We start from the raw sequence: 24,237 nt of genomic DNA on the forward strand, positions 1-24,237 counted from the left end.
TTTGCTACAGTATAAACAGACTTGAGGAGACACCGATGTCCGACGACCGTAAACAACGCCTGATCTGGATCGACTGCGAAATGACCGGGCTGGTGCCGGAGCGCGACGACTTGCTGGAGATCGCGGCGGTGGTCACCGATGCCGAACTCAACATCCTCGCGCGCAGCCCGGAATTCGCCATCCGCCAGCCGTTGGCCGTGCTGGAGGCGATGGACGACTGGAACCGCAACACCCACAGCCGCTCCGGACTCTGGCAGCGGGTGCTGGAAAGCCCCTATACCGCCGCCCAGGCCGAAGCGCATATGATCGCGTTCCTGGCTGAGTGGGTCGACGCCAACTGCTCGCCGATGTGCGGCAATTCGATCGGCCAGGACCGCCGCTTCCTGGCCCGGTTGATGCCGCGCCTGGAAGCCTATTTCCATTACCGCAACATCGATGTCTCGACGCTGAAAGAGCTTTGCCGGCGCTGGAATCCGGCCTTGCTGGACGGCTTCAGCAAGCAGGGCGCGCATACCGCCTTGGCCGATATCGAGGAGTCGGTGGCCGAACTGGCCTATTACCGCCGCTTCATGGGCGCCCTGGCCGGAACCGCATCATCCTGATGTAGGGGCGAACGGTGTGTTCGCCCTGATGCGGTGACGCGCAGGACATGAAAAAAGCACGCCGAGGCGTGCTTTTTTCGTAACGCGCGGCGAGATGTATCAGCCGCCGGCCTTGAGTTTGGCCAAGCGCAGCCAGGTGTCGACCACGGTGTCCGGATTCAGCGACACCGATTCGATGCCTTCCTGCAGCAGCCAGTCGGCCAGGTCCGGGTGGTCGGACGGGCCTTGGCCGCAGATGCCGACGTACTTGCCGCGGGCCTTGGCGGTCTTGATCGCCATCGACAGCAGTTTCTTCACCGCCGGGTCGCGTTCGTCGAACAGGTGCGCCACGATCGCCGAGTCGCGGTCCAGGCCGAGGGTCAGCTGGGTCAGGTCGTTGGAACCGATCGAGAAGCCGTCGAAGATGTCGAGGAACTCGTCGGCCAGCAGGGCGTTGGACGGCACTTCGCACATCATGATCACCTTCAAGCCGTGCTCGCCGCGCTTCAGGCCGTTCTTCTCGAGTTCGGCGATGACCTGGCGACCTTCTTCCAGCGTACGCACGAACGGAATCATGATCCAGCAGTTGCTCAGGCCCATGTCCTCGCGCACTTTCTTGACCGCCTGGCATTCCAGCGCGAAGCAGTCGCGGAAGCTGTCGCTGATGTAGCGCGAGGCGCCGCGGAAACCGATCATCGGGTTTTCCTCGTGCGGCTCGTACTGCTGGCCGGCGATCAGGTTGGCGTATTCGTTCGACTTGAAGTCGGACAGGCGCACGATCACCGTCTCCGGCGCGAACGCCGCCGACAGGGTGGCGATGCCTTCGGCCAGACGGTCGACGTAGAACGACACCGGATCGGCGTAGCCGGCCATCAGCGGCCGGATCTGGGCCTTGATCGCCTCCGGCTGGTTGTCGAAGTCGAGCAGGGCCTTCGGGTGCACGCCGATCTGGCGGGCGATGATGAATTCCAGCCGGGCCAGGCCGATGCCTTGGTTCGGCAGTTGCCCGAAGTCGAACGCGCGTTCGGGGTTGCCGACGTTCATCATGATCTTCAGCGGCGCCGGCGGCATGTTGTCGAGGTCGGTGACGATCTTCTCGAACGGCAGCAGGCCGTCGTAGATGTAGCCGGTGTCGCCCTCGGCGCAGCTGACGGTGACGTCGGCGCCGTCGGTGATGCGTTCCATGGCGTCGCCGCAGCCGACCACGGCCGGCACGCCGAGTTCACGGGCGATGATGGCGGCATGGCAGGTGCGGCCGCCGCGGTTGGTGACGATGGCCGAGGCGCGCTTCATGATCGGTTCCCAGTCCGGGTCGGTCATGTCGGCCACCAGCACGTCGCCGGCCTGCAGCTTGTCCATCTCGGCGATGCTGCGGATGACGCGGGCCTTGCCGGAGCCGATCTTGTGGCCGATGGAACGGCCCTCGACCAGCACGGTGCCGCGGCGCTCGAGCAGATAGCGTTCGATCTGGGTGGCGTGCGCGCGCGACTTCACCGTTTCCGGACGGGCCTGCACGATGTACAGCTTGCCGGTGATGCCGTCCTTGGCCCATTCGATGTCCATCGGGCGCTGGTAATGCTGTTCGATCACCAGGGCCTGGCGCGAGAGCTCCTCGACGTCGGCGTCGGTGATCGAGAAACGGGCCTGCAGTTCGGCCGGGGTCGACTCGTTCCTGACCCGCTCGCCAGGCGCGTCGGAATACACCATGCGGATGGCCTTGCTGCCGAGCGTGCGGCGCAGGATGGCCGGGCGCTCGGCGCGCAGGTTGGGCTTGTACACGTAGAACTCGTCCGGGTTGACCGCGCCCTGCACGACGTTCTCGCCCAATCCGTAGCTGGAGGTCACGAACACCGCGTCGCGGAAACCGGATTCGGTGTCGAGGGTGAACAGCACGCCGGAGGCGCCGACGTCGGAGCGCACCATCAGCTGCACGCCGGCCGAGAGGAACACATCCTCGTGCTTGAAGCCGTGGTGCACGCGGTAGGCGATGGCGCGGTCGTTGTACAGCGAGGCGAACACCTCCTTGACCTTGGCGACCACGTCCTCGACGCCGGTGACGTTCAGGAAGGTCTCCTGCTGGCCGGCGAAGCTGGCGTCCGGCAGGTCTTCGGCGGTGGCCGAGGAACGCACCGCGACCGAGACCTCGGCGGAGCCGGCGCGGCGGCACAGTTCGGCGTAGGCCTCGCGGATGGCGGCGTCCAGCGCCGGCTGCAGCGGCGCGTCCATCACCCATTGGCGGATTTCCTTGCCGACCGCCATCAGGGTGCCGACGTCGTCCACGTCCAGGCCGTCCAAGCGCTGGTAGATGCGCTGGGTCAGGTTGTTGAACGCGATGAATTCCTCGAACGCGTCGGCGGTGGTGGCGAAGCCGCCGGGCACCGAGACGCCGAGCTGGCTCAGGTGGCCGATCATCTCGCCCAGCGACGAGTTCTTGCCGCCGACCTGCGCCAGGTCGGAGAGGCGGAGGTGATCCAACCAGAGAATCTGCGTAGTCAAGGCCTGCTCCCGATGCGTTTTGCGGAGCCATATTATAGCCCATCGCCATGGCCCGGGCCGGCGATTTCCGGCGCCGCCGAAATCGGGCACAATGACCGAAACGACAGGAGTTCCCATGCGTCCGGTTTTCTACGTATCCGACGGCACCGGCATCACCACCGAAACCATCGGACACAGCGTCCTGGCCCAGTTCGAGGGCATCCAGCACCAGGCCCGGCGCCTGCCGTTCGTGGACAGCATGGACAAGGCCATGCATACCGCCGGCATCATCGAGGCCGAACAGGAGCGCAGCGGCCAGCGCGCCATCGTATTCACCAGCCTGGTCGATGCCGGCGCCAGCGCGGTCATCGCCGAAACCGGCGCGCTGGTGCTGGACGTGCTCGGCCCGTTCGTGCATCCGCTGGAGCACGAACTGGGCGTGGTGCGCAAGCCGCGGGTCGGCGGCGCGCACGCGCTGGTCGATTACAAGGCCTACGAGGAGCGCATCAACGCTACCAACTTCGCGTTGACCCACGACGACGGCATCAGCTACAACTACGCCAATGCCGACCTGATTCTGGTCGGGGTGTCGCGCTCGGGCAAGACGCCGACCTGCCTGTACATGGCGCTGCATTACGGGGTGAAGGCGGCCAATTACCCCTTGACCGAGGAAGACCTGCACGGCGAGGGGTTGCCCAAGCGCCTGCAGCCATTCCGGCACAAGCTGTTCGGGCTGACCATCGATCCGGTCCGTCTGCAGCAGATCCGCCAGGAGCGCAAGCCGGGCTCGAAATACGCGACCATCGAGCAGTGCCGGCGGGAGGTCAGCCGTGCCGAGGAGCTGTTCCGCAGCATCCGCCTGCCGCACCTGTCGACCACCAACACCTCGATCGAGGAGATATCCAGCAAGATCCTGTCGCAGCTGGGCATCCAGAACCAGTTGTACTGAGCATGCGTGCGCCCGACAACGCCGACCTGTACCGACGCCTCAACCGCTTCACCTGGTTGATGGACCTGTACACCGACAACTTCCTGCGTCTGCAGGCGATGGCGGAGTTCGACGCGCTTTCAGCCGGCGTTTACCTGTCCGAAGGGCGGGACGGCCTGCGGCTGCGGCTGGAGGTGTTGGAGCGTCACGCCTATACCATCGAATGCAAGCTCAGCTACACCCTGCGCGATTCCCGTACCGGCGCCCTGGATCCCTCGGCCATGATCCGGGTATACCTGGATTCGCGCCAGTGCGAGGTCAGCCATTGCTATGTCGGCCGGCGCTGGCAGGACGTGCTGGGCGTGCACCCGAGCACGGAGCGCATGGTTTCGCACCGCCTGCGCATGAACGGATTCCTCAACAAATGGCTGCAGTACCTCAAGCAGCAGGGGCACGGCCGTGGCGGCTGGCGTCGGGAGGAGGGCGTGCCGGAGCCGGCGGCCGACGTCATGTAAATTTTTTTTCGAACGGGCTTGACGCAAATTTAAAACCTCCCTATAATTTCAACTCTCACAGCACGTGGGGCTATAGCTCAGCTGGGAGAGCGCTTGCATGGCATGCAAGAGGTCATCGGTTCGATCCCGATTAGCTCCACCAATGTGAAAAATTTTAGGCTTGCTGTCCCCATCGTCTAGAGGCCTAGGACATTGCCCTTTCACGGCAACGACCGGGGTTCGAATCCCCGTGGGGACGCCACAAATAAGGAACCCGCCGCAAGGCGGGTTTTTTATTGCGTCCGATCCGGCTGACGGCGCGCTCAGGATTCCGAGCGCGCGACTTTGCTGGTTACCGTCAAATCGGCGGTGACGTTGCCGAGGGTGGCGAACACGTCGGGAATCATGTCGACCGCCACCAGCAGGCCCATGGGCTCGACCGGCAGGCCGGCGGCCTGCACCACCGGCAGGTTGGTGCCCATGAAGATGGCGCTGCCCGGCAGGCCGACCGAACCGATGGAGATCACCACCGCCAGCGCCACGCACAGGGCGGTGGTGGCCAGCGACAGGTCGATGCCGTAGGCCCAGGCGATGAACGAGGCCACGCCTAGGTACTGGATGGGGCTGGTGATGCGGAACAGCGAAACCGCCAAAGGCAATACCAGGCCGGTGACATGCCGTGGATAGTCCAAGGCGCCCGCGCTTTCCACCATGGCCGGCAGGGTGGCCACCGAAGATTGCGTGCTCATCGCCACCACCTGCGCCGGCAGGATGGCTTTGGCGTACCGCCGTAGCGGCTCGCCGTCGCCGATGCGGGCGACGCCGTACAGGATGCCGGTGATGGCCAGATACAGCAGGCACAGCATGCTGATGTAGATGCCGAGCGCCTGTACCACGCTGGCGCCGGCCTGCGCGCTGATCGGCAGGATCAGCGCGAATACGCCGAGCGGGCCGGTCAGCAGGATCCAATGCACCATGCGGATCACGGTATCGGCGATGGCCTGGAAGAAATCCACGATCAGCCGGCGCCGGGCGGCTTCGATTTGGGTCAAGGCGAAGGCGAACAGCAGGGTGAACGCCACCATCGGTACGATGGCGTTGGCCGAGGCCGCAGCGATGACGTTGATCGGAATCAGGCTGGCGGTCCAATCGCCGGCCGGCGGCGGCAAGGCCGGGCTGGCGGCCGATTGCAGCACCGTCATCAGAGCCGGATCATGCGGCATCAGGCCGAGCAGCAACGGCGCCGCGATGGCGGTGCCGAGACCGGCCAATGCCAACAGGGTCAGGATCCACAGCAGGGCCTTGCGCGCGATGCGGCCGGAGGTGGCGACATCGTTGGCTTGGTTGATGCCGACCACCAACAGGGACGCGACCAGCGGCACGATGCACATCTGCAGGGCGTTCAACCACAGCCGGCCGATCGGTTGCGCGATGGCGCTGACCGGCGCGGCGGCGTCCGGCGCGAACCGGCTGAGGCCAAGACCAGCGACGATGCCGAGCAACAGGCCGAGGAAGACACGGGTGGAAGCGGACATGCTCAGGGATTCCTTTCGGGTAATTGCCAGTCCGCCTGCAGGCGGCGGTATTCGGATTCGGGCAGCAGCACCAGCACCGGCCGGCGGCTACGGTCGAGCCAGGCGAGCAGGGCGTCCATCTCGGTTTCCGGCATGGCGGTGCAGCCGGCGGTCGGTGTGCCCGGCGCGCGCCAGAGATGCGCGAAGATGCAGCTGCCGGCGCCGCTCACGTTGTTCGGATTATGCGCGATGACGAAGCCTTTGGCGTACACCCTGTCGCCGTCGCGGTGCAGGTCGCGCCGCATCGGTTCGCTGGAACCGGCCACCGCCGCGTCGCCCACGTCGTCGGTGGAGACGATGCGGTTGTACAGCGGCGAATCGTTCACGTCCACGCACCAGTCGCTTTCGGTCATCGGCTGATAACCCAAGGCGGTGGCGTTGGCCGGCGCATAGCCGAAGGCGCTGCCGAGTTCGAACACGCCGGCCGGCGCTTTGCCGTCGCCTTCACGCTTCTGGGGGCCGTCTTGCGGCGGATGCAGGCCCAGCCCCCAGGCCGAACCCTGCGTGCCGACGCTGACCGCGAATGCGGGACGGACCGCGCGCCACGCGCCGTCGATGCGTTCAAAGGCCTGTAGACGGCCGCCCGTCGCCTGCCAGTCGGCAGTGGTCACCATCAACAGTTGCGTGCTGTCGTCCGGAATTACGGAAGATGCGGCATCGGCACGATTGCCGGTTAGGGTGGCCATCAGCAGCAGAATCGGAAGCAGGGCGTTCATCAGGACAACCAAGTGATATGGGAAACGGCGGTGATGCCCAGGCCGGGGCGGTCGTCGACCGTGATCACAGCATCTTCGAAACGGGTATTGCCGTCAATCGGATCGAACGCACCCAGGCTCGGGCCGTCCAAGTCGATCTTGCCGATGACATCGGTGCGGGCGATGGCCAGATGCGCGGCGGCGGCGGCGCTGATGCCGCCCTCCAGCATGCAGCCCATCATGCAGGTCTTGCCGCGGCTGGCGCACAGCTCGGCGATGGCGAGGGCCTGCGACAGGCCGCCGGCCTTCATCAGCTTGATGTTGATCAGGTCGGCGGCGTCGCGGTCGAGCAAGGCGCGGGCCTGTTCGAGGTCGAAGGCGCTTTCATCGGCCAGCAGCGGCGTGCGCAGACCGGCGGCCTTGATGGCGCATAGGCCGTCGAGGTCGGCGGCCGGTACCGGTTGCTCGATCAGCTCGAATCCGGCCCCGGCCGTATCCAGCGCACGCAGCACGGCGACGGTCTGCGCCGCATCCCAGCCTTGGTTGGCATCGATGCGCAGGGCGGCGCGGCCGGCCACCGCGGCGTGGATGGCGAGCAGGCGGGCGACGTCGGTGTCCGGCTGCTTGCCGACCTTGATCTTCAGCGCCCGGAAGCCGCGGGCGATGGCGGCCTCGCAGTCGGCGATCATGGTGGCGGTGTCGTTGACGCTGATGGTGAGGTCGGTTTCCAGCCGTGGCGTGCCGCCGCCCAAGGCCTGGTAGAGGGGTAACCCAAGCGATTGCGCATGAAGGTCGTACAGCGCGATTTCGGCCGCGGCCTTGGCGCTGCGGATGCCCGGCAGAGCGTCCTGCACCAACCGGCAATTGCCGTCCAGTTCGGCGACATCGCGGCCGAGCAGGGCAGGGCCGATACGCTGACGCAAGGCCTGCAGGATGTTTTCCAGACTGTCACCGGTGATGGCTACGGTCGGCGGCGCTTCGCCATAGCCGGATAGGCCGTCGTCGGTATCGAGCCGGATCACGGCGTCCTCGATGCAGTCGACCGTACGCAAGGCGGTCTTGAACGGCGTACGCAGCGGAATGCGCAACACGCCGAGATGGAAGCCCGAGATGCGCATCAGCCGCCGTCCGACAGGATGCGCTGCACCGCAGTGACCGCGTCGGCATACAGGCGCTGTTCGGACAGCGCCATGGCCAGCAGCGGCGTGACGCCGACGCCGTTCATCGGCAGGGCGGTGAACCGGCCGTCGACCATCAGCGCGCTGCGGTGCGCGTCGTGGATGACCCAAGGGCCGAATTCATCGTGACCGACCACCAGCATCACATGGCCGGGAATGAACACCAAGTCGCCGATGCGCAACTGCTTCAGGCGCGCCAGGCGTTCGGCTCGGCCGAGTTCCGGCCCGTAGGCGATGCGTTCGAATACCGGGGTGCGGGCCTGGTCGCCGGTGTTGCGCGGCAACCGGATGCCGAGCGAACGGTAGATTTCGGACACGAAACCGCTGCAGTCGCGGCCTTGGTAATCATGGCCCCAGCCGTAGCGCTCGCCGAGGAATTTGAAGGCCTGACGGATGAGGTTGGCCTGACTGGCGGGCAAAGGGCCGGCGGCGGTGTCGGCCGCGCGCGGAATCAGCGCTGGTTTGATGTGGAGCATTCCGTTGTCCAGCCGTAGCGGTACATCGATGATCCAGGCGCCCAGGGCGCCTTGGCCGTTGACCGGCTTGGACAGCGGCCAGTCAGTGCGTAGCGGGAAGCTGGCGCCCATGTCGAGGCGCAGCTCGGACACTTCCTCGGCATAGGGGTGATACACCGTGCGTACCTGGCTGCCGGTGATGTGGCGCCGCGGTTGGCGAGCGGCATAGCGCATCACCTCGGCGCGCCCGGCGATGCCGACCGCATCCGTTTCGACCCAGCCGGCGTAATTCTCGGCCTGTACGAACAGCCATCGGCCATCGCGCGATTCGTGCAGCACCGCCACCGGCGTGCCCGGGAACAGGGCCGATTCCTGCAGGCGGTCGATGTCGATGCCGCCGTTGCGGTCGAACGCGCGTTGCGCGCTCGGCAGCCGGCGCACGGCGGCGCGTTTCACCACCAGCCCGAACAGGCGGTCATCGGCGGCCTCAATGCGCTCCAGCGCGCGGTTATCCAGCCAGGCGTCGATCTCGGCCTGTGCGATTTCGGTATCCGCGTTCCTGAACAGCGGCGTATTCAGGCGCCCGGTCAGCGTTTCGATGCGTCGGCGGATGTCTTCGGGCGGCAGCGAAGCCGGCCAGGACGGCCAATGCACCATGCTCGGTTCGGTGCGCAGCAGGCGCTCGTTGCGTTCCGCGATGGTTTGCGCCGAAATCAATACACGCTCGCCGGACGACGCACGCGACAGCCAATAGCCCGGCGCCAGGCGTTCCGGCGTCAGGCCGATCCGGGCCCAGTCCGGTTCGGCGCGTTCGGCCGCGCCGAGACCCAGGCTCAGACCAGCCAGAAACAATAGACAGAGATGGCGCAAAGACGTCATGATCAGGGTCCGATGGATTGCAGCAACGCAGACAGCAGGATACCGCCGCCGGTGCCCAGCACATAGCCCAGCATCGCCAACAGCACGCCGACCGGGACCAGCACCGGCGCGTAGGCGGCCGCCAGCAACGGCGTGGACGCTACGCCGCCGACGCAGGCCAGCGAGGAAATGCCGCACAGCGCCAGGTCGAAGCGAAACAGGCGGGCGCACACGAGCAGGATCATGCCGTGCAGCAACAGCACCAGCAAGCCGGTCAGCAGGAACAGCGGTGCCGAACTCAGTCCGCGGAAGTCCGCTTGCGACGCGATCGTGGCCACGATCACGGCCAACAGCGCCGAGGCCATCGGCATCGAACCCGGCAACCGCCGCAGGGGCGTGAAGGAAATCAGCAGGCCGATGGCCGTCGCCCACAGCATGGTCCACGAGGCGTTGCCGAGCATTGCCGTCGGCGGCATGGCGCCGGCCAAGGCACGCGCGCCCTGTCCAAGCAGCACGGCGCCGCCGAGCCAGAGCAACAAGGCGCCCATGTCCGGGCGTATCGCCGATGTCCCCGCGTCGGAAATCGAGCCGGCGATGTCTTCGGCCAACGGCCGCGCCCGCAGTTTCGCGTTCGCCACCGCCTGCAAAGGCACGCTGGCGAACAGCGCCAGCACCCAGAACGAGTAGCACAGCGAATCGATCAACAAGGCATTCGCCAGGGCGTTCGGGCTGGCATTGATGGCCTGCGACACCGCGACCAGATTGGCGGTGCCACCGATCCAGCCGCCGGACACCGAACCCAGTGTCTGCCAGGCATCGGCGGGCAGCAAGGGCCGCATCAGCAGGAACACGGCCACGATGGCGGCGTATATCGACAGGCAGGCGCACAGGAATCCGGCCAGGATGCGCGGGCCCAGACGCAGGATGGCCCGGATGTCGCAGTTGGCCAGCAGCAGCACCATCAGGGCGGGTAGGGCGGCGTCCAACAGGGTTTGCCGCGTATCGGCCAGGGCCTGGTTGTGTTGCCAGACACCCAGTGCCGACAGAGCCGTCATCAGCAGATAGGTCAACACCACGGCCGGCAATACCTTGAATATCCGCCAGGGCAGGCGCGTTTCCAGGAACGGAAACAGGCCGGCGCACAGCAGAAGCGCCGCAAGGTAGATCCAAGGCGATTCGATCATGGAACGCTTTTTGCTTGAGTTGGCCTTCGAGTATAGGCAATGTCGCCGTTGGATCCCGCTTTTGGCCAAATTTTCGCCATATTCCGGTAGGTTTTAGTCGAAAGTACCATTGACCGCCGTTTGCCGGTCATGGTAAAAACTATAAGAACTATTAATCGCTTGTTTCTAATATACGATTCAGCCATAAACAACCACAATAGAGAGAGGGTTCATGAGCAATAAACGGGCTTTGCGTAAAAATATCCTGTCGGCGGCCTTGGGCGGCTGCCTGCTGTCTTTGATGCCGGTCGGCGCCACACTGGCGGCCAGCAACGACGGTGCTTTGATCGGCCGCACCGCATCCGGCACCACCGTGGTCGCGACCAATCTGGAGAACGGCCTGGAGCGTACGGTGACCGCCGATGAAAGCGGCAACTACCGCTTCCCGTTCCTGCCGGTCGGCACTTACCGCATTGAAGTCCGCAAAGACGGCCAGGTCGTGCAGAAAGCCGAGCAGGTCCGCATCAGCCTGGGCAACGCCACCCGCCTCAATATCGGCGCCGAATCCGGCGTGATCGACACCGTGCAGGTGCGCGGCACCGCCGTGGTGTCGCCGATCGACGTCAGCTCGGTCGAATCCGCCAGCAACTTCACCGCCGAAGAAATCCAGCGTCTGCCGGTCGAACGCGACGCCGGCGCCGTGGCCCTGCTCACCCCGGGCGTGGGCAAGGGCGACAAGGACCTCGGCGGCTTCTCCTTCGGCGGATCCTCGGTCGCCGAGAACACCGTCTTCATCAACGGCCTGAACGTCACCGACTTCTCCAACCGGATCGGCAACTCGGCCGTGCCGTACGCCTTCTACAAGGAATTCCAGGTCAAGACCGGCGGCTATTCCGTCGAGTTCGGCCGCACCACCGGCGGCGTGATCAACGCCGTGACCAAGTCCGGCTCGAACGAGTTCAAGTACGGCGCCGAAGTGGTCTGGGAACCGTCGTTCATGCAGACCGCCGGCACCGACCGCTACGACACCGACGGCAACCTGGCCTACAGCTTCAGCCGCGACAAGTCGACCGACACCAACCTGAACCTGTACGCCTCGGGCGCCATCGTGCAGGACAAGCTGTTCTTCTACGGCCTGTATGAAGCCCGCAATTTCAGCGGCCAGACCCTGACCGGTGATGCCGGCGAGCAGTACACTCCGCAGGCCGATGACGCGTTCTGGGGCGTCAAGCTCGACTGGCACGTCAACGACAAGAACCTGGTGGAGCTGCTGGCGTTCTCCGACAAGAACACCGAGGAAAGCAGGCAGTACGAGTACGACCTCGATACCGGCCGCGGCGACTACCTGAACACCGCCTACACCTACAGCGGCGGCACCAACTGGGCGCTGACCTGGACCAGCTACCTGACCGAGAACCTGTCCGGCAAGTTCCTGTACGGCCGCAACGAGCGCGACCGTACCCGCAACAGCCTGAACGACATCAACTGCAACTACATCCGCGACCGCCACAACCTGGATTACGGCCGCTATCCGGGCTGCACCAGCGAAGACCAGGTGCTGGCGCATGTGGACGAACGCGAAGCCATGCGCATGGACTTCGAGTGGAACCTCGACCGCCACCTGGTGCGCTTCGGCCTGGACCGCGAGAACAACGTGTCCGATTACCGTGAGTACAACCCGGGTCCCGGCGGCATCGCCTACACCATCCGCGACACCGATCCGGGCACCCAGCTGACCAACGGCGGCATCGTGCCGGCCGGCATCTTCGGCGTCGTGTCCGCCAACCTGTATGAGGTCAGCGGCCAGTTCGAGACCGTCAACTCCGCGTTCTACGTCGAGGACAACTGGTCGGTCACCGACAACCTGGTGCTGAACCTGGGCCTGCGTTCGGAGGCCTTCGACAACAAGGACGCCGAAGGCAACAGCTTCATCAAGATGGACAATATGCTGGCCCCGCGCTTCGGCTTTTCCTGGGATATGAACGGCGACAGTTCGGTCAAGATCTTCGGTAACGTCGGCCGCTACTTCCTGCCGGTCGCCAACGTGATCAACGTCAAACTGGCCGGCGGCCTGCTCAGCCAGACCACATACTACGCCTTCGAGGAGGAGTGGGATTCGTTCACTTACAACGGTTCGACCTACTACAAGCCGGTGCTCGGCGCGCAGATCGGTCCGGTCGACAACACCTACGGCGACGGCTCGGTCGGCGACCTGCGCGGCAAGGTCGACTCCGACCTGGATCCGGTATTCCAGGACGAGCTGATCCTGGGCTTCCAGAAGCAGATCGACGACAAGTGGTCGTGGGGCGTGCGCGGCACCTACCGCAAGCTCAACAACGCGATCGAGGACATCACGCTGACCGCCAACAGCTACTGCGACGGTTTCGAGCAGGTGGTGATGGCCAACCCGGGCAAGGTGCTGACCGTCTACACCGACACCGACTGCGACGGCGAGAACGACGGCTTCGACACGATCGACACCAGCACCGAAGGCTGGGCCCTGTATGACGACAACGGCGACTACGTCGGCCAGCGCGGCTGGGACAAGCCCAAGCGCAGCTACAGCTCGCTGGAATTCGTGCTCGACCGCGCCTGGGACGACAAGTGGTCGTTCAACGGTTCGTACACCTTGGCGTTCAGCAAGGGCAACTACGAAGGTCCGGCCAACTCCGATCTGCCGAGCGGCGACCAGACCGGCCGCACCTATGCGTTCGACAATCCGTACGTCAACCTGAACGGCTACGGCTACCTGCCGAACGACCGCCGTCACACCCTGAAGCTGCGCGGCAGCTACGCGTTCAACGACAACTGGTCGGTCGGCTCCAGCATGACCGTGCAGTCGGGCCGCCCGATCAACGGCTTCGGCGCCGGCAACCCGTTCGACGGCACCGACCTGTACAGCTTCTACCAGTGCGTGCAGAACTGCGAAGACGATCCGAGCCAACGCGTGTACGTGCTGAACAAGCGCGGCGCCTTCGGCCGCACGCCGTGGACCGTCGACCTGAACGCCAGCGTCACCTACGAGCGCAAGATCGGCGACGGCGACTTCCGCGCCAATCTGGCGATTTACAACCTGCTGAACATGGAGCGTGTCACCCAGGTGTCGGAAACCCTGCAGTACTACATCGGCGACGACGAGCCCGAGTTCGCCCGCGGTACCGCGTGGCAGAAGCCGCGCTACGCCCAGCTGACCATGAGCATCGACTTCTGATTCCTGTTAACGGTTAGAATCAACGCCTCGGGGCATCTCGCCCCGGGGCGTTTTTTTTGGAGAGGCGAGGGATGTGGTACCCGGTATTGGCACGCGCCGCCGTCTTGGCGTCAGCGGCAGGCGGCATGGCGGCGGCGGAATCCGGCATCTTGGCCGACGTGCGGACCTTCGCGCCGGGCATCATGCTGGATATCCGCTACGCCACGGCCGACAACTTCACAGGGCGTCCGGTGCCGGGCTATGCGGCCGCCAAGTGCCTGTTGCACCGCCCGGTGGCTGAGGCCTTGGCGCGGGTGGAGCAGGGGCTGCGCGGGCAGGGCATGGCGCTGGCGGTGTACGACTGCTACCGGCCGACCGTTTCGGTGGCCGCGTTCATGGCCTGGGCCAAGGATGCCGACCAATCGACCAAGGCCGCGTATTACCCGGAGCTGGACAAATCGGTACTGGTGCCCGATTACATCGCCGAGAAATCCGGCCATAGCAAAGCCGCGACCGTCGATGTCGGACTGTTGGACTGCCGCACCGGAACCTGCCGGCCGTTCGACATGGGCACGGCCTTCGATTATTTCGGGCCGCGCGCCAACACCGGCTATCCGCAACTCGGTCCAGCGCAGCGCGCCAACCGGACGGTGCTGCTGGCCGCGATGGCGGCCGAAGGCTTCGAGAATTACCCCATGGAGTGGTGGCACTTCACGTGGAGAGCCGGTGAATTGCCCGATACGGCTTACGCGTTTCCGATTGAATAATCCGAGAGCAGCTGGTCGTTTTCCAGGATCTGCATGCCCGCTCGGCTGTTCAAGGCGCTTTCCAGCATCGCCTTCGCTACCGTGCGCGTGCTGACCGGACGATAGCGCGCGGGAATCAGGCTTCCCAGCCGCTTGCCGAGCCAAAGTCCGGCCTGTTCGCCCGGGCGTCGTTCCGGGCGCGGGCCGCCGTCGAGCAGCGACGGCCGCACCAGTGTCAAGGCCGAAAAGCCCATGGCCGCCAACGCCTGTTCGGTTTCGCCCTTGGTCTTGAGATAGAAGTTCGCCGAGTCGGGATCGGCGCCCAATGAGGAGTTCAGCACGAACCGGGCCACATTGATTTACAACACTTCATTCAAGCCTAGGTCGGGCAGGGATTAAAAGATCAACGTCTGGTTGGGCCGCGGACTCAACCGTAGCGTCCATCTGTTGAATCCGCAACTGAGTGCATTCAGCCGAAACCGGCAACCGATTCAAGATTTACAGGCACTACAGGCGATTGCGCCTTTCGTATCGGAAATACCGGCTTAGGGAGCCGGCGTTTGACATAAGTCAATATAAGCGGCCTCAGAAGCCAATAAGATGGGGCAACCAATAATGCTGATACGAGTTCAATTTATTTACTTTGGTGCAGGTTGGCCCGGCACTTCACGGAGTCGTGCCCCGTCGTCATTTTATGCGGAGTACGAGGTTCTGCTTTTCGAACACCTTTAGGGACTTTGAAATCTCGCCATGACAATGACTTCAAATATCAAAGTATCCACATTGATGGATGATGGCGATGAAATGCATTTCTGCACGACGTGTGCATTTTCACAGGCTTGCCAATCACAAGGCTATGATAAAGCGACGCTTCGGAAACTGCATATATTGGTTGAGCACATTGGTCCGATTAAGCAAGGTGAATATATTTTTCGGGAAGGCGAAGATTTCAATGCCATCGCTGCTGTGCAGGAAGGAACTGTCAAAACCTGTATTTTCGACGCCGAGAACACTGAAAAAGTTCTGGGTTTTTTTCTGCCAGGCGAAGTAATAGGGTTGAACGCCATCCACAATTCAAAATATCCGTGCGATGCGGTAGCGCTGGATACTGTGATGCTATGTCGCTTTTCATTTCAGAAAATGGCCCTGTTGGCATCCCAAATGCCAGGCTTGCAAACGCAGCTATTCCGTTTGTTATCCCGGGATATTGGAAAGGCAGCATTGCTGACAGGAGATTACCGGGCAGAACAGCGGACGGCGGCTTTTTTGGTAACGCTTTCCAGGCGCCACGCCCAGAGTGGTCTCTCTGCAACGTCTTTCTGTCTCGCCATGAGCCGCACAGACATTGCCAATTATTTGCGACTCGCTCCCGAAACCCTGAGTCGCGTTTTTAAGCGATTTCAATCTGAAAAGCTGATTCGGGCGTCGCGTCGCGAAAGTGAACTCTGCGAGTTAGCATCGTTGGAAAAGCTGGCCATGCCAATACTAAGAAATTGAGTGATCGGCATCTCAAACCCCGAATGCAAAAGCTCCCGAACATGTTCATTTCATTTCCGTCAACACAGCCCTGTATCCAATGAATGCGTGCCCTTGCATATAGCGGTAGCCATCTAGTTCAGGCATCTGGCTTTTGATCTGCATCAAAGCACTATTTACTGAAAGCCTTGATACTTTCGGGCATGAGGAAATCATAGCTGCCGCTATCGAACTCTGGCTGGTCAGGGGATGGCTTTTCGAATCCCCATCCTGACCGGAAATATCGCTTTGACCTGATCGAAGTCAACGAAATCGGCGTGTTGTTCTAAAACGCTACAGAAAACGGGAGTTTGATTCACATGAGTAATGCCAGTATTTATCCCTACTTTCTGGGGCCTTATGGCGAGAACAATGACTTGCTGGAAAAGCTGGTCGTGGAGTTCTTGCGCGACCACGTGTATTGGCGACGCAACCTCTATCCCGATGACCCGCCTGCAATTCCGACCCGAGCCTCGGATACCCCGGAATTCATGGAATTTGAAGCTCGTCTGCGTCGGGAATTGCACTCGCTATCGGCGGCATTGAAACGTTCGGTACCGTTCCATAGTCCGCGTTATCTGGGCCATATGGTGTCGGATGTCTTGCTGCCTGGGCTTGCTGCCCAGTTTTTGACCTTGCCGTATAACCCAAACAACGTCAGTGTGGATGCGGCACCGGTAACCGTCGATCTGGAAATAAAAACGGGTTTGCAACTGGCACGCATGCTCGGATTTTCGACCGATACGACGAAAGCCGATTGTTCTTTTGGCCATTTGACTTCGGGCGGCACGGTCGCCAATTATCAGGCGCTACGTCTGGCGATGGCGCTGAAAGCCTTTCCGGTCGCCTTGCTTGCTGCCAATCCGCCGGGTTTATCTTTGCCGGAAGATGATTGGCAGGCCTACAACCTCACGCCCGATCAATCGATTGCGCTGTTAAGCAACTGGCATCATTGGCTTGATCAACAATCGATCGCAGATAAACAGCATTACATGAGACGCCTGCACGTGGAGCGGATTGAAACGCGTGGACTCTGTGACTTTTTTACAACGCATCTCGACTTGGTGGTTCCCAGTGTGTTGGCGCCGATAACCGCGCATTACTCCTGGAGCAAGGGCGTCAAATTGCTCGGCCTGGGACGTCAGCAATTGATGCCGGTGCCAGTGCGCGGCATGCGCATGAACTGCGATGCACTGCATGACATTATTGAGAACCATCTGAAACAACAAAAGCCGATACTGATGGCTGTCGGTGTGCTGGGTAGCACGGAATTCGGCACCATCGATCCGCTACATGAGCTGCTTCGTGAAAGAGATTGGGCAGCCAAGCATGGCATAGGCTTCTCGGTGCATGTGGATGCGGCGTGGGGTGGCTATCTGGCGACGTTATTTCGCCAGGAAGATGGCGGTATTCGGCCGCGCGAAGAAGTTTGTTCCGAATTTAGCCGCTTCCCGGACACCGAAGTCTATTCGGCATTCGAGGCGCTCGGTCATGTCGATTCGGTGACGGTAGATCCGCACAAGTTGGGTTATATCCCCTACGGAGCAGGTGCCTTTATTTGTCGTGATCAGCGTGGCATGGAATTGTTGGCAGAAGAGGCGGACTACGTTTTTTCGGTCAATAAAAATGATGACTATTTCAAACGTTACCGGCAACTTGGACGTTACATTCCAGAAGGGTCGAAATCCGGTGCCATCGCCGCGGCTGTTTACGTGACGCATAGCGTGATGCCGCTGGACCACAGGCATTTCGGTAAATTGCCGCGGGAAAGTATTTTAGCCGCCGAAGTTTTCCAGCAGGCAATCCAGGATTTCTCCCGGCGCGTTTCAAATCGCCTGATCTGTTACGTGCCGTTTGAGCCCGATAGTAATTTAGTCTGTCTGGCACTTAATCCCGTCGGCAATCGCGATATCGCCACGATGAATAATTTTGTTCGCGGCCTGCATGATATTTTGCGTTGCGACCCCGGGGTGCCATTGCAAAGACGCGAATATTTCGGATCGATTACCACGCTCAGGCCCAATACGATGGGGCCCGAGGACAGCCGGCGAATTTATGACGCATTGGGCCTGGATTTGATCGCCGATGAGCGAGGAAACATGCCGGAAGATAGTCTGGTCATTTTGCGTCACACGCTGATGAACCCTTTCATGATCGACAGCGAAAACGATGTCAGTTATATCGAAGGCTATTTTGATTTCCTGGAGAGAAATATCGATGCATTGCTAGATACAAATAACTCCCGTCCAATGACTGTTCTAGTTACGCCATGAATCCATTCATGGCCACTTGTTTTGAGAATAGGGCATGGGTGCACAGCGCCATTGCCTGCCTCGAGCAAGAAGCCGCACGCTCGGCCGATACGCATTTATTGAAACTGGATATGGCCGGTTTTCCCGGCATCCATTTTTATTTCAAGGACGAGTCATCACATCCTACAGGTAGTCTTAAACATCGTTTGGCGCGTTCGCTTTTTCTGTACGCACTTTGCAATGGTCGTTTGCAGGAAGGTCAATCAGTCATTGATGCGTCTTCCGGAAGCACCGCGATTTCGGAAGCCTGGTTCGCACGTCTGCTAGGTCTGCGTTTTACCGCCGTCATGCCCGAGTGCACGACACCGCGAAAAATCAGTGTGTTGCAATCACTCGGGGCAGAGTGTGATTTGGTGCCGGCCGGTGTCGACACCAGCGAGCATGCGCGAGAACGTGCAAGAGCAGAAGGCGTCTGTTATCTCGATCAATTCGGTCTTGCCGAACGTGCGACCGATTGGCGCGGTAATAATAATATTGCCGAGTCGATTCTCACGCAGATGCAAAAAGAATCGAACCCGATACCGACCTGGATAGTCTGCGGAGCCGGTACTGGCGGCACATCGGCCACAATCGGGCGTTACCTTCGCTATCGGCGATTGCCGACGCTCTTATGCGTGGCGGAACCGATTGGCGGTGCGTTTGCACAGGCTTGGCAGACCAGAGCCATCACCGAAACGAAGCCTTGCAATACGATTATTGAAGGCATTGGCCGCAGCCATATCGAGCCGGGTTTCATGTTCGACGTGGTGGATAAAATCATCGAAGTCGCCGACGTCGATTCCTGCGCTGCCGCCTGGTTGCTGGAAGATATTCTTGGCCGATGTTACGGTGGTTCCTCGGGCACCAATCTGATTGCCTGTTTGCAATTGGCTACCGCGATGCGAGATCGCGGTGAAACCGGCAGCATCGTGAGTTTGCTGTGTGATCGGGGAGAGCGTTACGCCGAGACGCTATTTGAGAGAACGTGGTTGGCACAACACGATATCGTGCTTGACGACGCCCTTGGCGAGCTGCGCCAATATCTCGGACAAGACGATGGCATGATTAAACGCTGAGCGGGAATTCGAAATCCATTTTTAACCACAGCACTTTTAAAATTGATGACTTATGGAAATGAAAACATTTAACGATCTTCTGGCGGCGGCGATTCAACAATCCGAACCGCAACGGCTTCTGTTTGTGTTTGCAAAAGCCGAATTGCCACGCGATGCAACTGACGAGGAAAAGCAACGTTTCGAGCGCGGTGAAGGCGGCGCGCTCGCACCGGTGGTTTGCGTGGACAAACGTCCCGAGGAGATCGAAAGTTTTACCGCATTGATAGAAGAATCGGCACAGACCGGACAAAGCTGGGACATTCTTTTCGTGTCGGCAATGAATGGTCGCGGAGGCCACGCTCCCAACGCCGATGAAGCGGTGCAGCCTTTGAAAATGATGGTCGAAACCATCAAGAGCGGCCGCATTGCACAATTCCTGACGGTTGATCGTGACGGTCAACTTGTCCAGTTAACACGAGAGTAGCTCACGAATGTTGCAGGACATCCAGATTGGATTTCTTGGCTACGGCCGTTTTGGCGCTGCATTCGCTGCACTGATGGACGAACGCGGCTATCCGTGGCGCGCCTGGGATCCTGTCGCTGCAGTACCGGAAGCACACGCCACTGCCGACGCGGATGCTCTGGTGACCAGCTCCAATTTAATTGTCATCGCGGTACCAGTAAGTTCCTTTGAAACCGTGTTGCGTGATTTGCGTCCCAAGTTAAGCGCCAGGCATCGTGTGATGGATGTTTGCAGTGTTAAACAAGGCCCGTGCAAATTGATGGATGAAATATTGGGCACAGACATCGGGCATGTTGGTTGCCATCCACTATTCGGCCCGCTCAGCATCGCGCGGGCAGAACCATTGCGAACGGTGTTGTGTCCCAGTGAACTGCATCCTGAAACGGCACGACTCGTCAGGGTCTTGTTCGAATCGCTGGGTAGCGAGGTGCGAGAGCAGGAGCCGAGCAGTCATGACCGATACATGGCATTGACGCATGCGATGGCTTTTTTTATTGCGCGTGGATTGCTTGATTTAGGGGTAGATAAGGATTTGCATTGGGCACCACCAAGCTTCGCGGCGTTGGCTGCGTCGATCGCAGCCGTTCGCTCCGATGCGGGGCACTTATTCAATGCCATCCAATTGGAAAATCCTTATGCTGCAGCCACAAGGCAGGGATTGATTGAGTCGCTGACTTTGATCGATCAGCGCTTGTCGAAAGCCCCCGACCATGGCGCGTCAATGACCGAAATGAATATTCCCGATTTCGGCCAACCGACACCGGCACTGCGAGAAGTCCGTGAGCACATCGACGAGTTGGATCACGAATTGATTGCGTTATTGCAACGACGCAGCGAGCTTAGTGCCCGTGCAGGTCATGCCAAGCGTGCTGTCGGCTCCCCTGTTCTTGATCCGGGTCGTGAAGTCGAATTAATGCGGCAACGCGGTGATTGGGCAGAGCAGAGTGGCTTGCCTTCGGATGTCGTACAAGCCATTTTTCGCCAGATAATGGCGATGAGCCGACGCGTTCAAGTCTAAATCGGTCGCAAAATAAATTGCTTGACTTAGATCAGAGCAAAAGCCATTGCCGAAAGCGAGAATTATCCAAACTGTTCTGGAGAATTCCCATGCAATTGGTATGTCCTGCCGGTAACTTGCCGGCACTGCAGGCAGCGGTCGATGCCGGTGCAAATGCGGTGTATGTCGGGTTTCGTGATCAGACCAATGCACGTGCTTTTCCAGGCCTGAATTTCAGCGATGCAGATTTGCGCCAGGGCATCGACTTCGCCCATAAAAATAATTGCAAAGTTTACGTGGCATTGAATACCTATCCCGATAGTGCACGCATCGGCGAATGGCAGCAGGCAGTGGATCGGGCTGCCTCTTTTGGTGTAGATGCCATTATCGCAGCCGAAATGTCGGTACTCGATTATGCGGCACGCATGCATCCGGAAATGCCACGTCATCTTTCGGTACAAGGTTCGGCAACAACGGCGCCGGCATTGCGTTATGCCTATGAGCGCTTTGGCATTAGTCGCGCCGTTCTGCCACGAGTATTGTCCGTGCAGCAAGTCGAGCGCCTATGCCAGACATCACCAGTGCCGCTGGAAGTATTCGCATTTGGCAGCCTGTGCATCATGGTGGAAGGACGCTGTCAGCTTTCAAGTTATGTCACTGGTGCCTCGCCGAATCGACATGGTGTCTGTTCACCGGCTCGATTTGTTCGTTGGGACGAATACGATGACGGTTCTCGCAGCGTGCGTTTGAATGATGTTTTGATCGATCGTTTCAAGAAAGACGAACCGGCAGGTTACCCCACTGTCTGCAAAGGACGCTTCGCGGTCGGCGATGAAATATTTCATGCGATGGAAGAACCCACCAGCCTGAATACGCTCGAACTATTACCCAGACTCAAACAAGCCGGCGTCGTCGCGCTAAAAATCGAAGGTCGTCAGCGCGGCGTTGCGTATGTCAGCTCGGTGACCCGCATCTGGCGAGCCGCCATTGATAAACTGGAAGCAAATCCTGGCAGGTGGGCGGTAGAGCCGAATTGGCAATCTGTGCTATCGGCGCATGCCGAAGGCCACCAAACTACCTTGGGCCCCTATCACAGGGCATGGCACTAATGCTCACGATCACAGAGGCACCCATAATGAAACTGAGTTTAGGTCCATTGCAGTATTTTTGGTCGCGGGAACGTACGCTGGCTTTTTATCGGGAAGCCGTCCAGTGGCCGGTGGATATTATTTATCTCGGCGAAACCGTTTGCAGCAAACGACGGGAACTGACCACGCGTGACTGGATTGCACTGGCGGAAGAATTGGCAGCTCATGGCAAGCAAGTCGTATTGTCTTCGCTGGCATTGATCGAAGCGGAATCGGAACTCAGTGTTCTGCATCGCTTAATCGACCATGATCTTTTCTGGATCGAAGCCAACGACATGTCGGCGGTACAGCTATGTCGTGAAAAGATAGTGCCTTTTGTTGCCGGGCCTTCGTTGAATGTCTATAACCACCGGGCACTGGCAATGCTGGTGGAAGACGGGCTAAGGCGTTGGGTTCCGGGTGTTGAACAAGGCCGCGAATTGATCAAGGAACTTCGCGAGGCAACGGACGCCGATGGACAAGCCATGCCCGAGCTGGAAGTCATCGCTTGGGGGCGGTTGCCGTTGTCCTATTCGGCTCGCTGCTTTACGGCGCGCTCACTCGATATTGCAAAAGACCAGTGTCAGTTTCGCTGCATTGATTATCCCGATGGTTTGCGACTCACGACACGCGAGGATCAGGCCTTTCTCAGGATTAACGGCATCCAGATACAGGGAGAAGAAATCACCGATCTCGGGCCCGAGTTGCCGGAATTACGAACGCTAGGCGTCGATATTCTTCGCCTTTATCCGCAAGTCAACGGAATGAAGGAAGTCGTCACACATTTCGATCTGGCCAGACATTCTCCAACCGCACCACCGCGAATCGGCATGCGAAACGGTTATTGGTATGGCGAGCCGGGCATGCGCATGTCCGCAAGGCAAAACGACTGAAACGAATTTAATCTTTTGCTTGAATTTTTCGTGCGTATCAATGCGTGTTTAATGCGAATTTTTTATCGATGTCTACCGACTCTGCCCACCAATGTGCCCCAAGGTTTTCTCGTCGATGCAGTGCTGCCTGCAATAGACAAATGGCGAGTTGTTGGCGCCAACCTATGTCTTTACCGAACTGTTGGAGTTCAGCCAAAGCCTTTTGTATATCAGTTGCCTGACGTACAGGGCCGAGTGTTTGCCAAAGTCGTTGGCGCCAATAGTGCTGGACTGACGGCGAGGTTTCCAATCCACGCTCGGCAAAACAATAAGTGCCGCATGTGTTCGACGATACATTTTCCTGCTTGATTCGCATGGCCAATCTACGACCGTAAGTCACCCCTTCAAGCAGCGAATTGCTGGCTAAGCGATTGGCACCATGCACGCCGTTGCAGGCGACTTCGCCAACGGCCCACAAACCAGGCACAGTGGTGCGCCCATCCAGATTAGTAGCCAGTCCTCCCATATGAAAATGTGCGGCCGGGGTCACCGGCATGGGCTCCAGACGCGGGTCGATACCGTGCGCAAGACAACTGGCCAAGACGGTCGGAAACCGTTGAGGCCATGCATCACCCAGATGCTGGGCATGCAGGAAAGTATTGCCGCCTTTCGTCAAAATTTTCCAGACCACACGTGCGACCAGATCGCGTGGTGCAAGATCTGCCATCGGATGGCGTCCCGTCATGAAGGCTCGACCGTGTTCATCGCGAAGAATAGCGCCAGCACCGCGCAACGCTTCCGTCAGCAAAGGCAATTGAAAATTCGTGCCGAGTGCCAGAGCCGTTGGATGGAATTGGATGAACTCGAGATCACGCACTGCTGCACCCGCCGCAAGACCCAAAGCCAAACCGACACCCTCGGCACCGGGCGGATTGCTGGTCGCCGAAAACAAGGCTCCCAATCCACCGGTTGCCAACACGACATCATTGGCTTCGTGAATTTCGGTATCGCCTGTTTTGTTTTTTGCGCGTACACCGGCAATGGAATTACCGCGCAAGAGCAGGGCATCGACATCGGTTTCGGAATGCCAGTGAATATGGCTCGCCTGTTTTACCTTGCCGACCAAGGCTTGCATGAATGCACGACCACTGGCATCGCCACCGGCATGGGCGATGCGGGCAAATTCATGGCCGCCTTCGCGTGCCAAGTGAAAATCGTCGCCCTCTCGATCGAACAGCACGCCTTGATTACCTAGCCAGTTCAATGCATCTGCTGCCTGTTCTACCAGATAGCGAACTGCCGGTTTTGAGTTGTGAAAAGAACCCGATCGCATCGTATCGAACAGATGCGAGCAAGTGCTGTCATTCGGTCCGACCGCTGCCGCTATACCGCCCTGAGCCAAAACACTGGCGCTGTCCTGGCTGTCCGGTGCACGACTCAGCAGGCACACCTGACGCGGTGCAGCTGCCAGTGCTGTCGTCAATCCTGCAATTCCGCTTCCGACGATAATCAGCGGCATG

The 24,237-nt window shown here is 60.3% G+C and carries 20 protein-coding genes and 2 tRNA genes; 14 read left to right on the forward strand and 8 right to left on the reverse strand.

Annotation, left to right across the window (positions count from 1 at the left end):
* Positions 1 to 35 precede the first annotated feature (35 nt).
* Positions 36 to 602, forward strand: coding sequence for an oligoribonuclease (gene orn / locus IEV56_RS00075; RefSeq protein ID WP_188446434.1), 567 nt, complete (start codon positions 36 to 38; stop codon positions 600 to 602).
* A 99-nt stretch (positions 603 to 701) separates the two neighbouring features.
* On the opposite strand, the gene ppsA is transcribed toward orn, so the two are convergent.
* A complete protein-coding gene (ppsA, locus tag IEV56_RS00080; protein WP_188446436.1) occupies positions 702 to 3,077 on the reverse strand; it encodes a phosphoenolpyruvate synthase in 2,376 nt (791 codons plus the stop codon).
* A 115-nt stretch (positions 3,078 to 3,192) separates the two neighbouring features.
* Here ppsA and ppsR point away from each other — a divergent pair, with 115 nt between their 5' ends.
* The 4 genes from ppsR to IEV56_RS00100 all read left to right on the forward strand — a co-directional run bounded on the left by ppsR (position 3,193) and on the right by IEV56_RS00100 (position 4,740).
* Positions 3,193 to 4,005 carry a posphoenolpyruvate synthetase regulatory kinase/phosphorylase PpsR gene (gene ppsR, locus IEV56_RS00085; protein ID WP_188446438.1) on the forward strand — a complete coding sequence of 271 codons (813 nt, stop codon included), beginning with the start codon at positions 3,193 to 3,195 and terminating at the stop codon, positions 4,003 to 4,005.
* Positions 4,006 to 4,007: 2 nt separating this feature from the next.
* Positions 4,008 to 4,499 carry a DUF1249 domain-containing protein gene (locus IEV56_RS00090; RefSeq protein WP_188446441.1) on the forward strand — a complete coding sequence of 164 codons (492 nt, stop codon included), beginning with the start codon at positions 4,008 to 4,010 and terminating at the stop codon, positions 4,497 to 4,499.
* Positions 4,500 to 4,565: 66 nt separating this feature from the next.
* Positions 4,566 to 4,641, forward strand: a tRNA-Ala gene (locus IEV56_RS00095).
* A 23-nt stretch (positions 4,642 to 4,664) separates the two neighbouring features.
* Positions 4,665 to 4,740: transfer RNA gene (locus IEV56_RS00100), tRNA-Glu, on the forward strand.
* Between the two features lie 61 nt (positions 4,741 to 4,801).
* Here IEV56_RS00100 and IEV56_RS00105 read toward each other — a convergent pair.
* Genes IEV56_RS00105 through IEV56_RS00125 form a run of 5 tightly spaced genes read right to left on the reverse strand, consistent with a single transcriptional unit; the run spans position 4,802 to position 10,422 of the window.
* Positions 4,802 to 6,013, reverse strand: a complete 1,212-nt coding sequence (locus IEV56_RS00105; protein WP_188446443.1) for a dicarboxylate/amino acid:cation symporter — start codon at positions 6,011 to 6,013, stop codon at positions 4,802 to 4,804.
* Positions 6,014 to 6,015: 2 nt separating this feature from the next.
* Positions 6,016 to 6,768, reverse strand: a complete 753-nt coding sequence (locus IEV56_RS00110; protein ID WP_188446445.1) for a L,D-transpeptidase family protein — start codon at positions 6,766 to 6,768, stop codon at positions 6,016 to 6,018.
* Positions 6,768 to 7,865, reverse strand: a complete 1,098-nt coding sequence (locus IEV56_RS00115; RefSeq protein WP_188446447.1) for a dipeptide epimerase — start codon at positions 7,863 to 7,865, stop codon at positions 6,768 to 6,770. Before IEV56_RS00115 ends, IEV56_RS00110 begins: the two co-directional genes overlap by 1 nt.
* On the reverse strand, positions 7,865 to 9,259 hold the full coding sequence (locus tag IEV56_RS00120) for a C40 family peptidase (RefSeq protein WP_188446449.1): 1,395 nt from the start codon (positions 9,257 to 9,259) through the stop codon (positions 7,865 to 7,867). The genes IEV56_RS00115 and IEV56_RS00120 overlap by 1 nt, the downstream gene beginning before the upstream one ends.
* Positions 9,260 to 9,261: 2 nt before the next feature.
* Positions 9,262 to 10,422, reverse strand: a complete 1,161-nt coding sequence (locus tag IEV56_RS00125) for a DUF819 family protein (RefSeq protein ID WP_188446451.1) — start codon at positions 10,420 to 10,422, stop codon at positions 9,262 to 9,264.
* A 211-nt stretch (positions 10,423 to 10,633) separates the two neighbouring features.
* On the opposite strand from IEV56_RS00125, the gene IEV56_RS00130 reads away from it, so the two are divergent.
* Together IEV56_RS00130 and IEV56_RS00135 are read left to right on the forward strand one after the other, a co-directional pair.
* The gene (locus IEV56_RS00130) at positions 10,634 to 13,612 is read left to right on the forward strand and encodes a TonB-dependent receptor (RefSeq protein ID WP_188446454.1); all 2,979 of its coding nucleotides are present in this window, start codon (positions 10,634 to 10,636) and stop codon (positions 13,610 to 13,612) included.
* Between the two features lie 125 nt (positions 13,613 to 13,737).
* Positions 13,738 to 14,358 carry a M15 family metallopeptidase gene (locus IEV56_RS00135; protein WP_229730111.1) on the forward strand — a complete coding sequence of 207 codons (621 nt, stop codon included), beginning with the start codon at positions 13,738 to 13,740 and terminating at the stop codon, positions 14,356 to 14,358.
* On the opposite strand, the gene IEV56_RS00140 is transcribed toward IEV56_RS00135, so the two are convergent.
* The gene (locus IEV56_RS00140) at positions 14,337 to 14,690 is read right to left on the reverse strand and encodes a Rossmann-fold NAD(P)-binding domain-containing protein (protein WP_188446458.1); all 354 of its coding nucleotides are present in this window, start codon (positions 14,688 to 14,690) and stop codon (positions 14,337 to 14,339) included. The two genes, IEV56_RS00135 and IEV56_RS00140, sit on opposite strands and share 22 nt — an antisense overlap.
* A 397-nt stretch (positions 14,691 to 15,087) precedes the next feature.
* On the opposite strand from IEV56_RS00140, the gene IEV56_RS00145 reads away from it, so the two are divergent.
* From IEV56_RS00145 to IEV56_RS00175, 7 genes are all read left to right on the forward strand, one after another.
* Positions 15,088 to 15,834: a helix-turn-helix domain-containing protein gene (locus IEV56_RS00145; protein ID WP_188446460.1), complete on the forward strand. Its 747-nt coding sequence runs from the start codon at positions 15,088 to 15,090 to the stop codon at positions 15,832 to 15,834.
* A 338-nt stretch (positions 15,835 to 16,172) separates the two neighbouring features.
* Positions 16,173 to 18,125, forward strand: coding sequence for a pyridoxal phosphate-dependent decarboxylase family protein (locus tag IEV56_RS00150; protein WP_188446462.1), 1,953 nt, complete (start codon positions 16,173 to 16,175; stop codon positions 18,123 to 18,125).
* Entirely contained in the window at positions 18,122 to 19,219 is a 1,098-nt protein-coding gene (locus IEV56_RS00155) for a PLP-dependent cysteine synthase family protein (RefSeq protein ID WP_188446463.1), read from the forward strand. Before IEV56_RS00150 ends, IEV56_RS00155 begins: the two co-directional genes overlap by 4 nt.
* 52 nt (positions 19,220 to 19,271) lie before the next feature.
* On the forward strand, positions 19,272 to 19,682 hold the full coding sequence (locus IEV56_RS00160; protein ID WP_188446465.1) for a ribonucleotide reductase subunit alpha: 411 nt from the start codon (positions 19,272 to 19,274) through the stop codon (positions 19,680 to 19,682).
* A gap of 7 nt (positions 19,683 to 19,689) precedes the next feature.
* Complete coding sequence (locus IEV56_RS00165) at positions 19,690 to 20,739, forward strand: prephenate dehydrogenase/arogenate dehydrogenase family protein (RefSeq protein ID WP_188446467.1); 1,050 nt, start codon at positions 19,690 to 19,692, stop codon at positions 20,737 to 20,739.
* A gap of 89 nt (positions 20,740 to 20,828) precedes the next feature.
* Positions 20,829 to 21,827 carry a ubiquinone anaerobic biosynthesis protein UbiU gene (gene ubiU, locus IEV56_RS00170; protein ID WP_188446469.1) on the forward strand — a complete coding sequence of 333 codons (999 nt, stop codon included), beginning with the start codon at positions 20,829 to 20,831 and terminating at the stop codon, positions 21,825 to 21,827.
* 26 nt (positions 21,828 to 21,853) lie between these two features.
* The gene (locus tag IEV56_RS00175; RefSeq protein ID WP_188446471.1) at positions 21,854 to 22,738 is read left to right on the forward strand and encodes a U32 family peptidase; all 885 of its coding nucleotides are present in this window, start codon (positions 21,854 to 21,856) and stop codon (positions 22,736 to 22,738) included.
* 37 nt (positions 22,739 to 22,775) lie between these two features.
* Here IEV56_RS00175 and IEV56_RS00180 read toward each other — a convergent pair whose 3' ends face one another.
* A complete protein-coding gene (locus IEV56_RS00180; RefSeq protein ID WP_188446473.1) occupies positions 22,776 to 24,236 on the reverse strand; it encodes an L-aspartate oxidase in 1,461 nt (486 codons plus the stop codon).
* Between the last annotated feature and the right edge of the window lies 1 nt (position 24,237).

This window comes from Arenimonas maotaiensis (genome assembly GCF_014638745.1).
GTDB lineage: Bacteria > Pseudomonadota > Gammaproteobacteria > Xanthomonadales > Xanthomonadaceae > Arenimonas > Arenimonas maotaiensis.

Bases quoted from the DNA above. Each gene is read 5' to 3' on its own strand.
- IEV56_RS00090 (WP_188446441.1), top strand. From the start codon at position 4,008: ATGCGTGCGCCCGACAACGCCGACCTGTACCGACGCCTCAACCGCTTC.
- orn (WP_188446434.1), top strand. From the start codon at position 36: ATGTCCGACGACCGTAAACAACGCCTGATCTGGATCGACTGCGAAATG.
- IEV56_RS00135 (WP_229730111.1), top strand. From the start codon at position 13,738: ATGGCGGCGGCGGAATCCGGCATCTTGGCCGACGTGCGGACCTTCGCG.
- IEV56_RS00125 (WP_188446451.1), bottom strand. From the start codon at position 10,422: ATGATCGAATCGCCTTGGATCTACCTTGCGGCGCTTCTGCTGTGCGCC.
- IEV56_RS00165 (WP_188446467.1), top strand. From the start codon at position 19,690: ATGTTGCAGGACATCCAGATTGGATTTCTTGGCTACGGCCGTTTTGGC.
- IEV56_RS00130 (WP_188446454.1), top strand. From the start codon at position 10,634: ATGAGCAATAAACGGGCTTTGCGTAAAAATATCCTGTCGGCGGCCTTG.
- IEV56_RS00120 (WP_188446449.1), bottom strand. From the start codon at position 9,259: ATGACGTCTTTGCGCCATCTCTGTCTATTGTTTCTGGCTGGTCTGAGC.
- IEV56_RS00180 (WP_188446473.1), bottom strand. From the start codon at position 24,236: ATGCCGCTGATTATCGTCGGAAGCGGAATTGCAGGATTGACGACAGCA.
- IEV56_RS00110 (WP_188446445.1), bottom strand. From the start codon at position 6,768: ATGAACGCCCTGCTTCCGATTCTGCTGCTGATGGCCACCCTAACCGGC.
- IEV56_RS00160 (WP_188446465.1), top strand. From the start codon at position 19,272: ATGGAAATGAAAACATTTAACGATCTTCTGGCGGCGGCGATTCAACAA.
- IEV56_RS00145 (WP_188446460.1), top strand. From the start codon at position 15,088: ATGACAATGACTTCAAATATCAAAGTATCCACATTGATGGATGATGGC.
- IEV56_RS00150 (WP_188446462.1), top strand. From the start codon at position 16,173: ATGAGTAATGCCAGTATTTATCCCTACTTTCTGGGGCCTTATGGCGAG.
- IEV56_RS00105 (WP_188446443.1), bottom strand. From the start codon at position 6,013: ATGTCCGCTTCCACCCGTGTCTTCCTCGGCCTGTTGCTCGGCATCGTC.
- ubiU (WP_188446469.1), top strand. From the start codon at position 20,829: ATGCAATTGGTATGTCCTGCCGGTAACTTGCCGGCACTGCAGGCAGCG.
- ppsR (WP_188446438.1), top strand. From the start codon at position 3,193: ATGCGTCCGGTTTTCTACGTATCCGACGGCACCGGCATCACCACCGAA.
- IEV56_RS00175 (WP_188446471.1), top strand. From the start codon at position 21,854: ATGAAACTGAGTTTAGGTCCATTGCAGTATTTTTGGTCGCGGGAACGT.
- IEV56_RS00115 (WP_188446447.1), bottom strand. From the start codon at position 7,865: ATGCGCATCTCGGGCTTCCATCTCGGCGTGTTGCGCATTCCGCTGCGT.
- IEV56_RS00155 (WP_188446463.1), top strand. From the start codon at position 18,122: ATGAATCCATTCATGGCCACTTGTTTTGAGAATAGGGCATGGGTGCAC.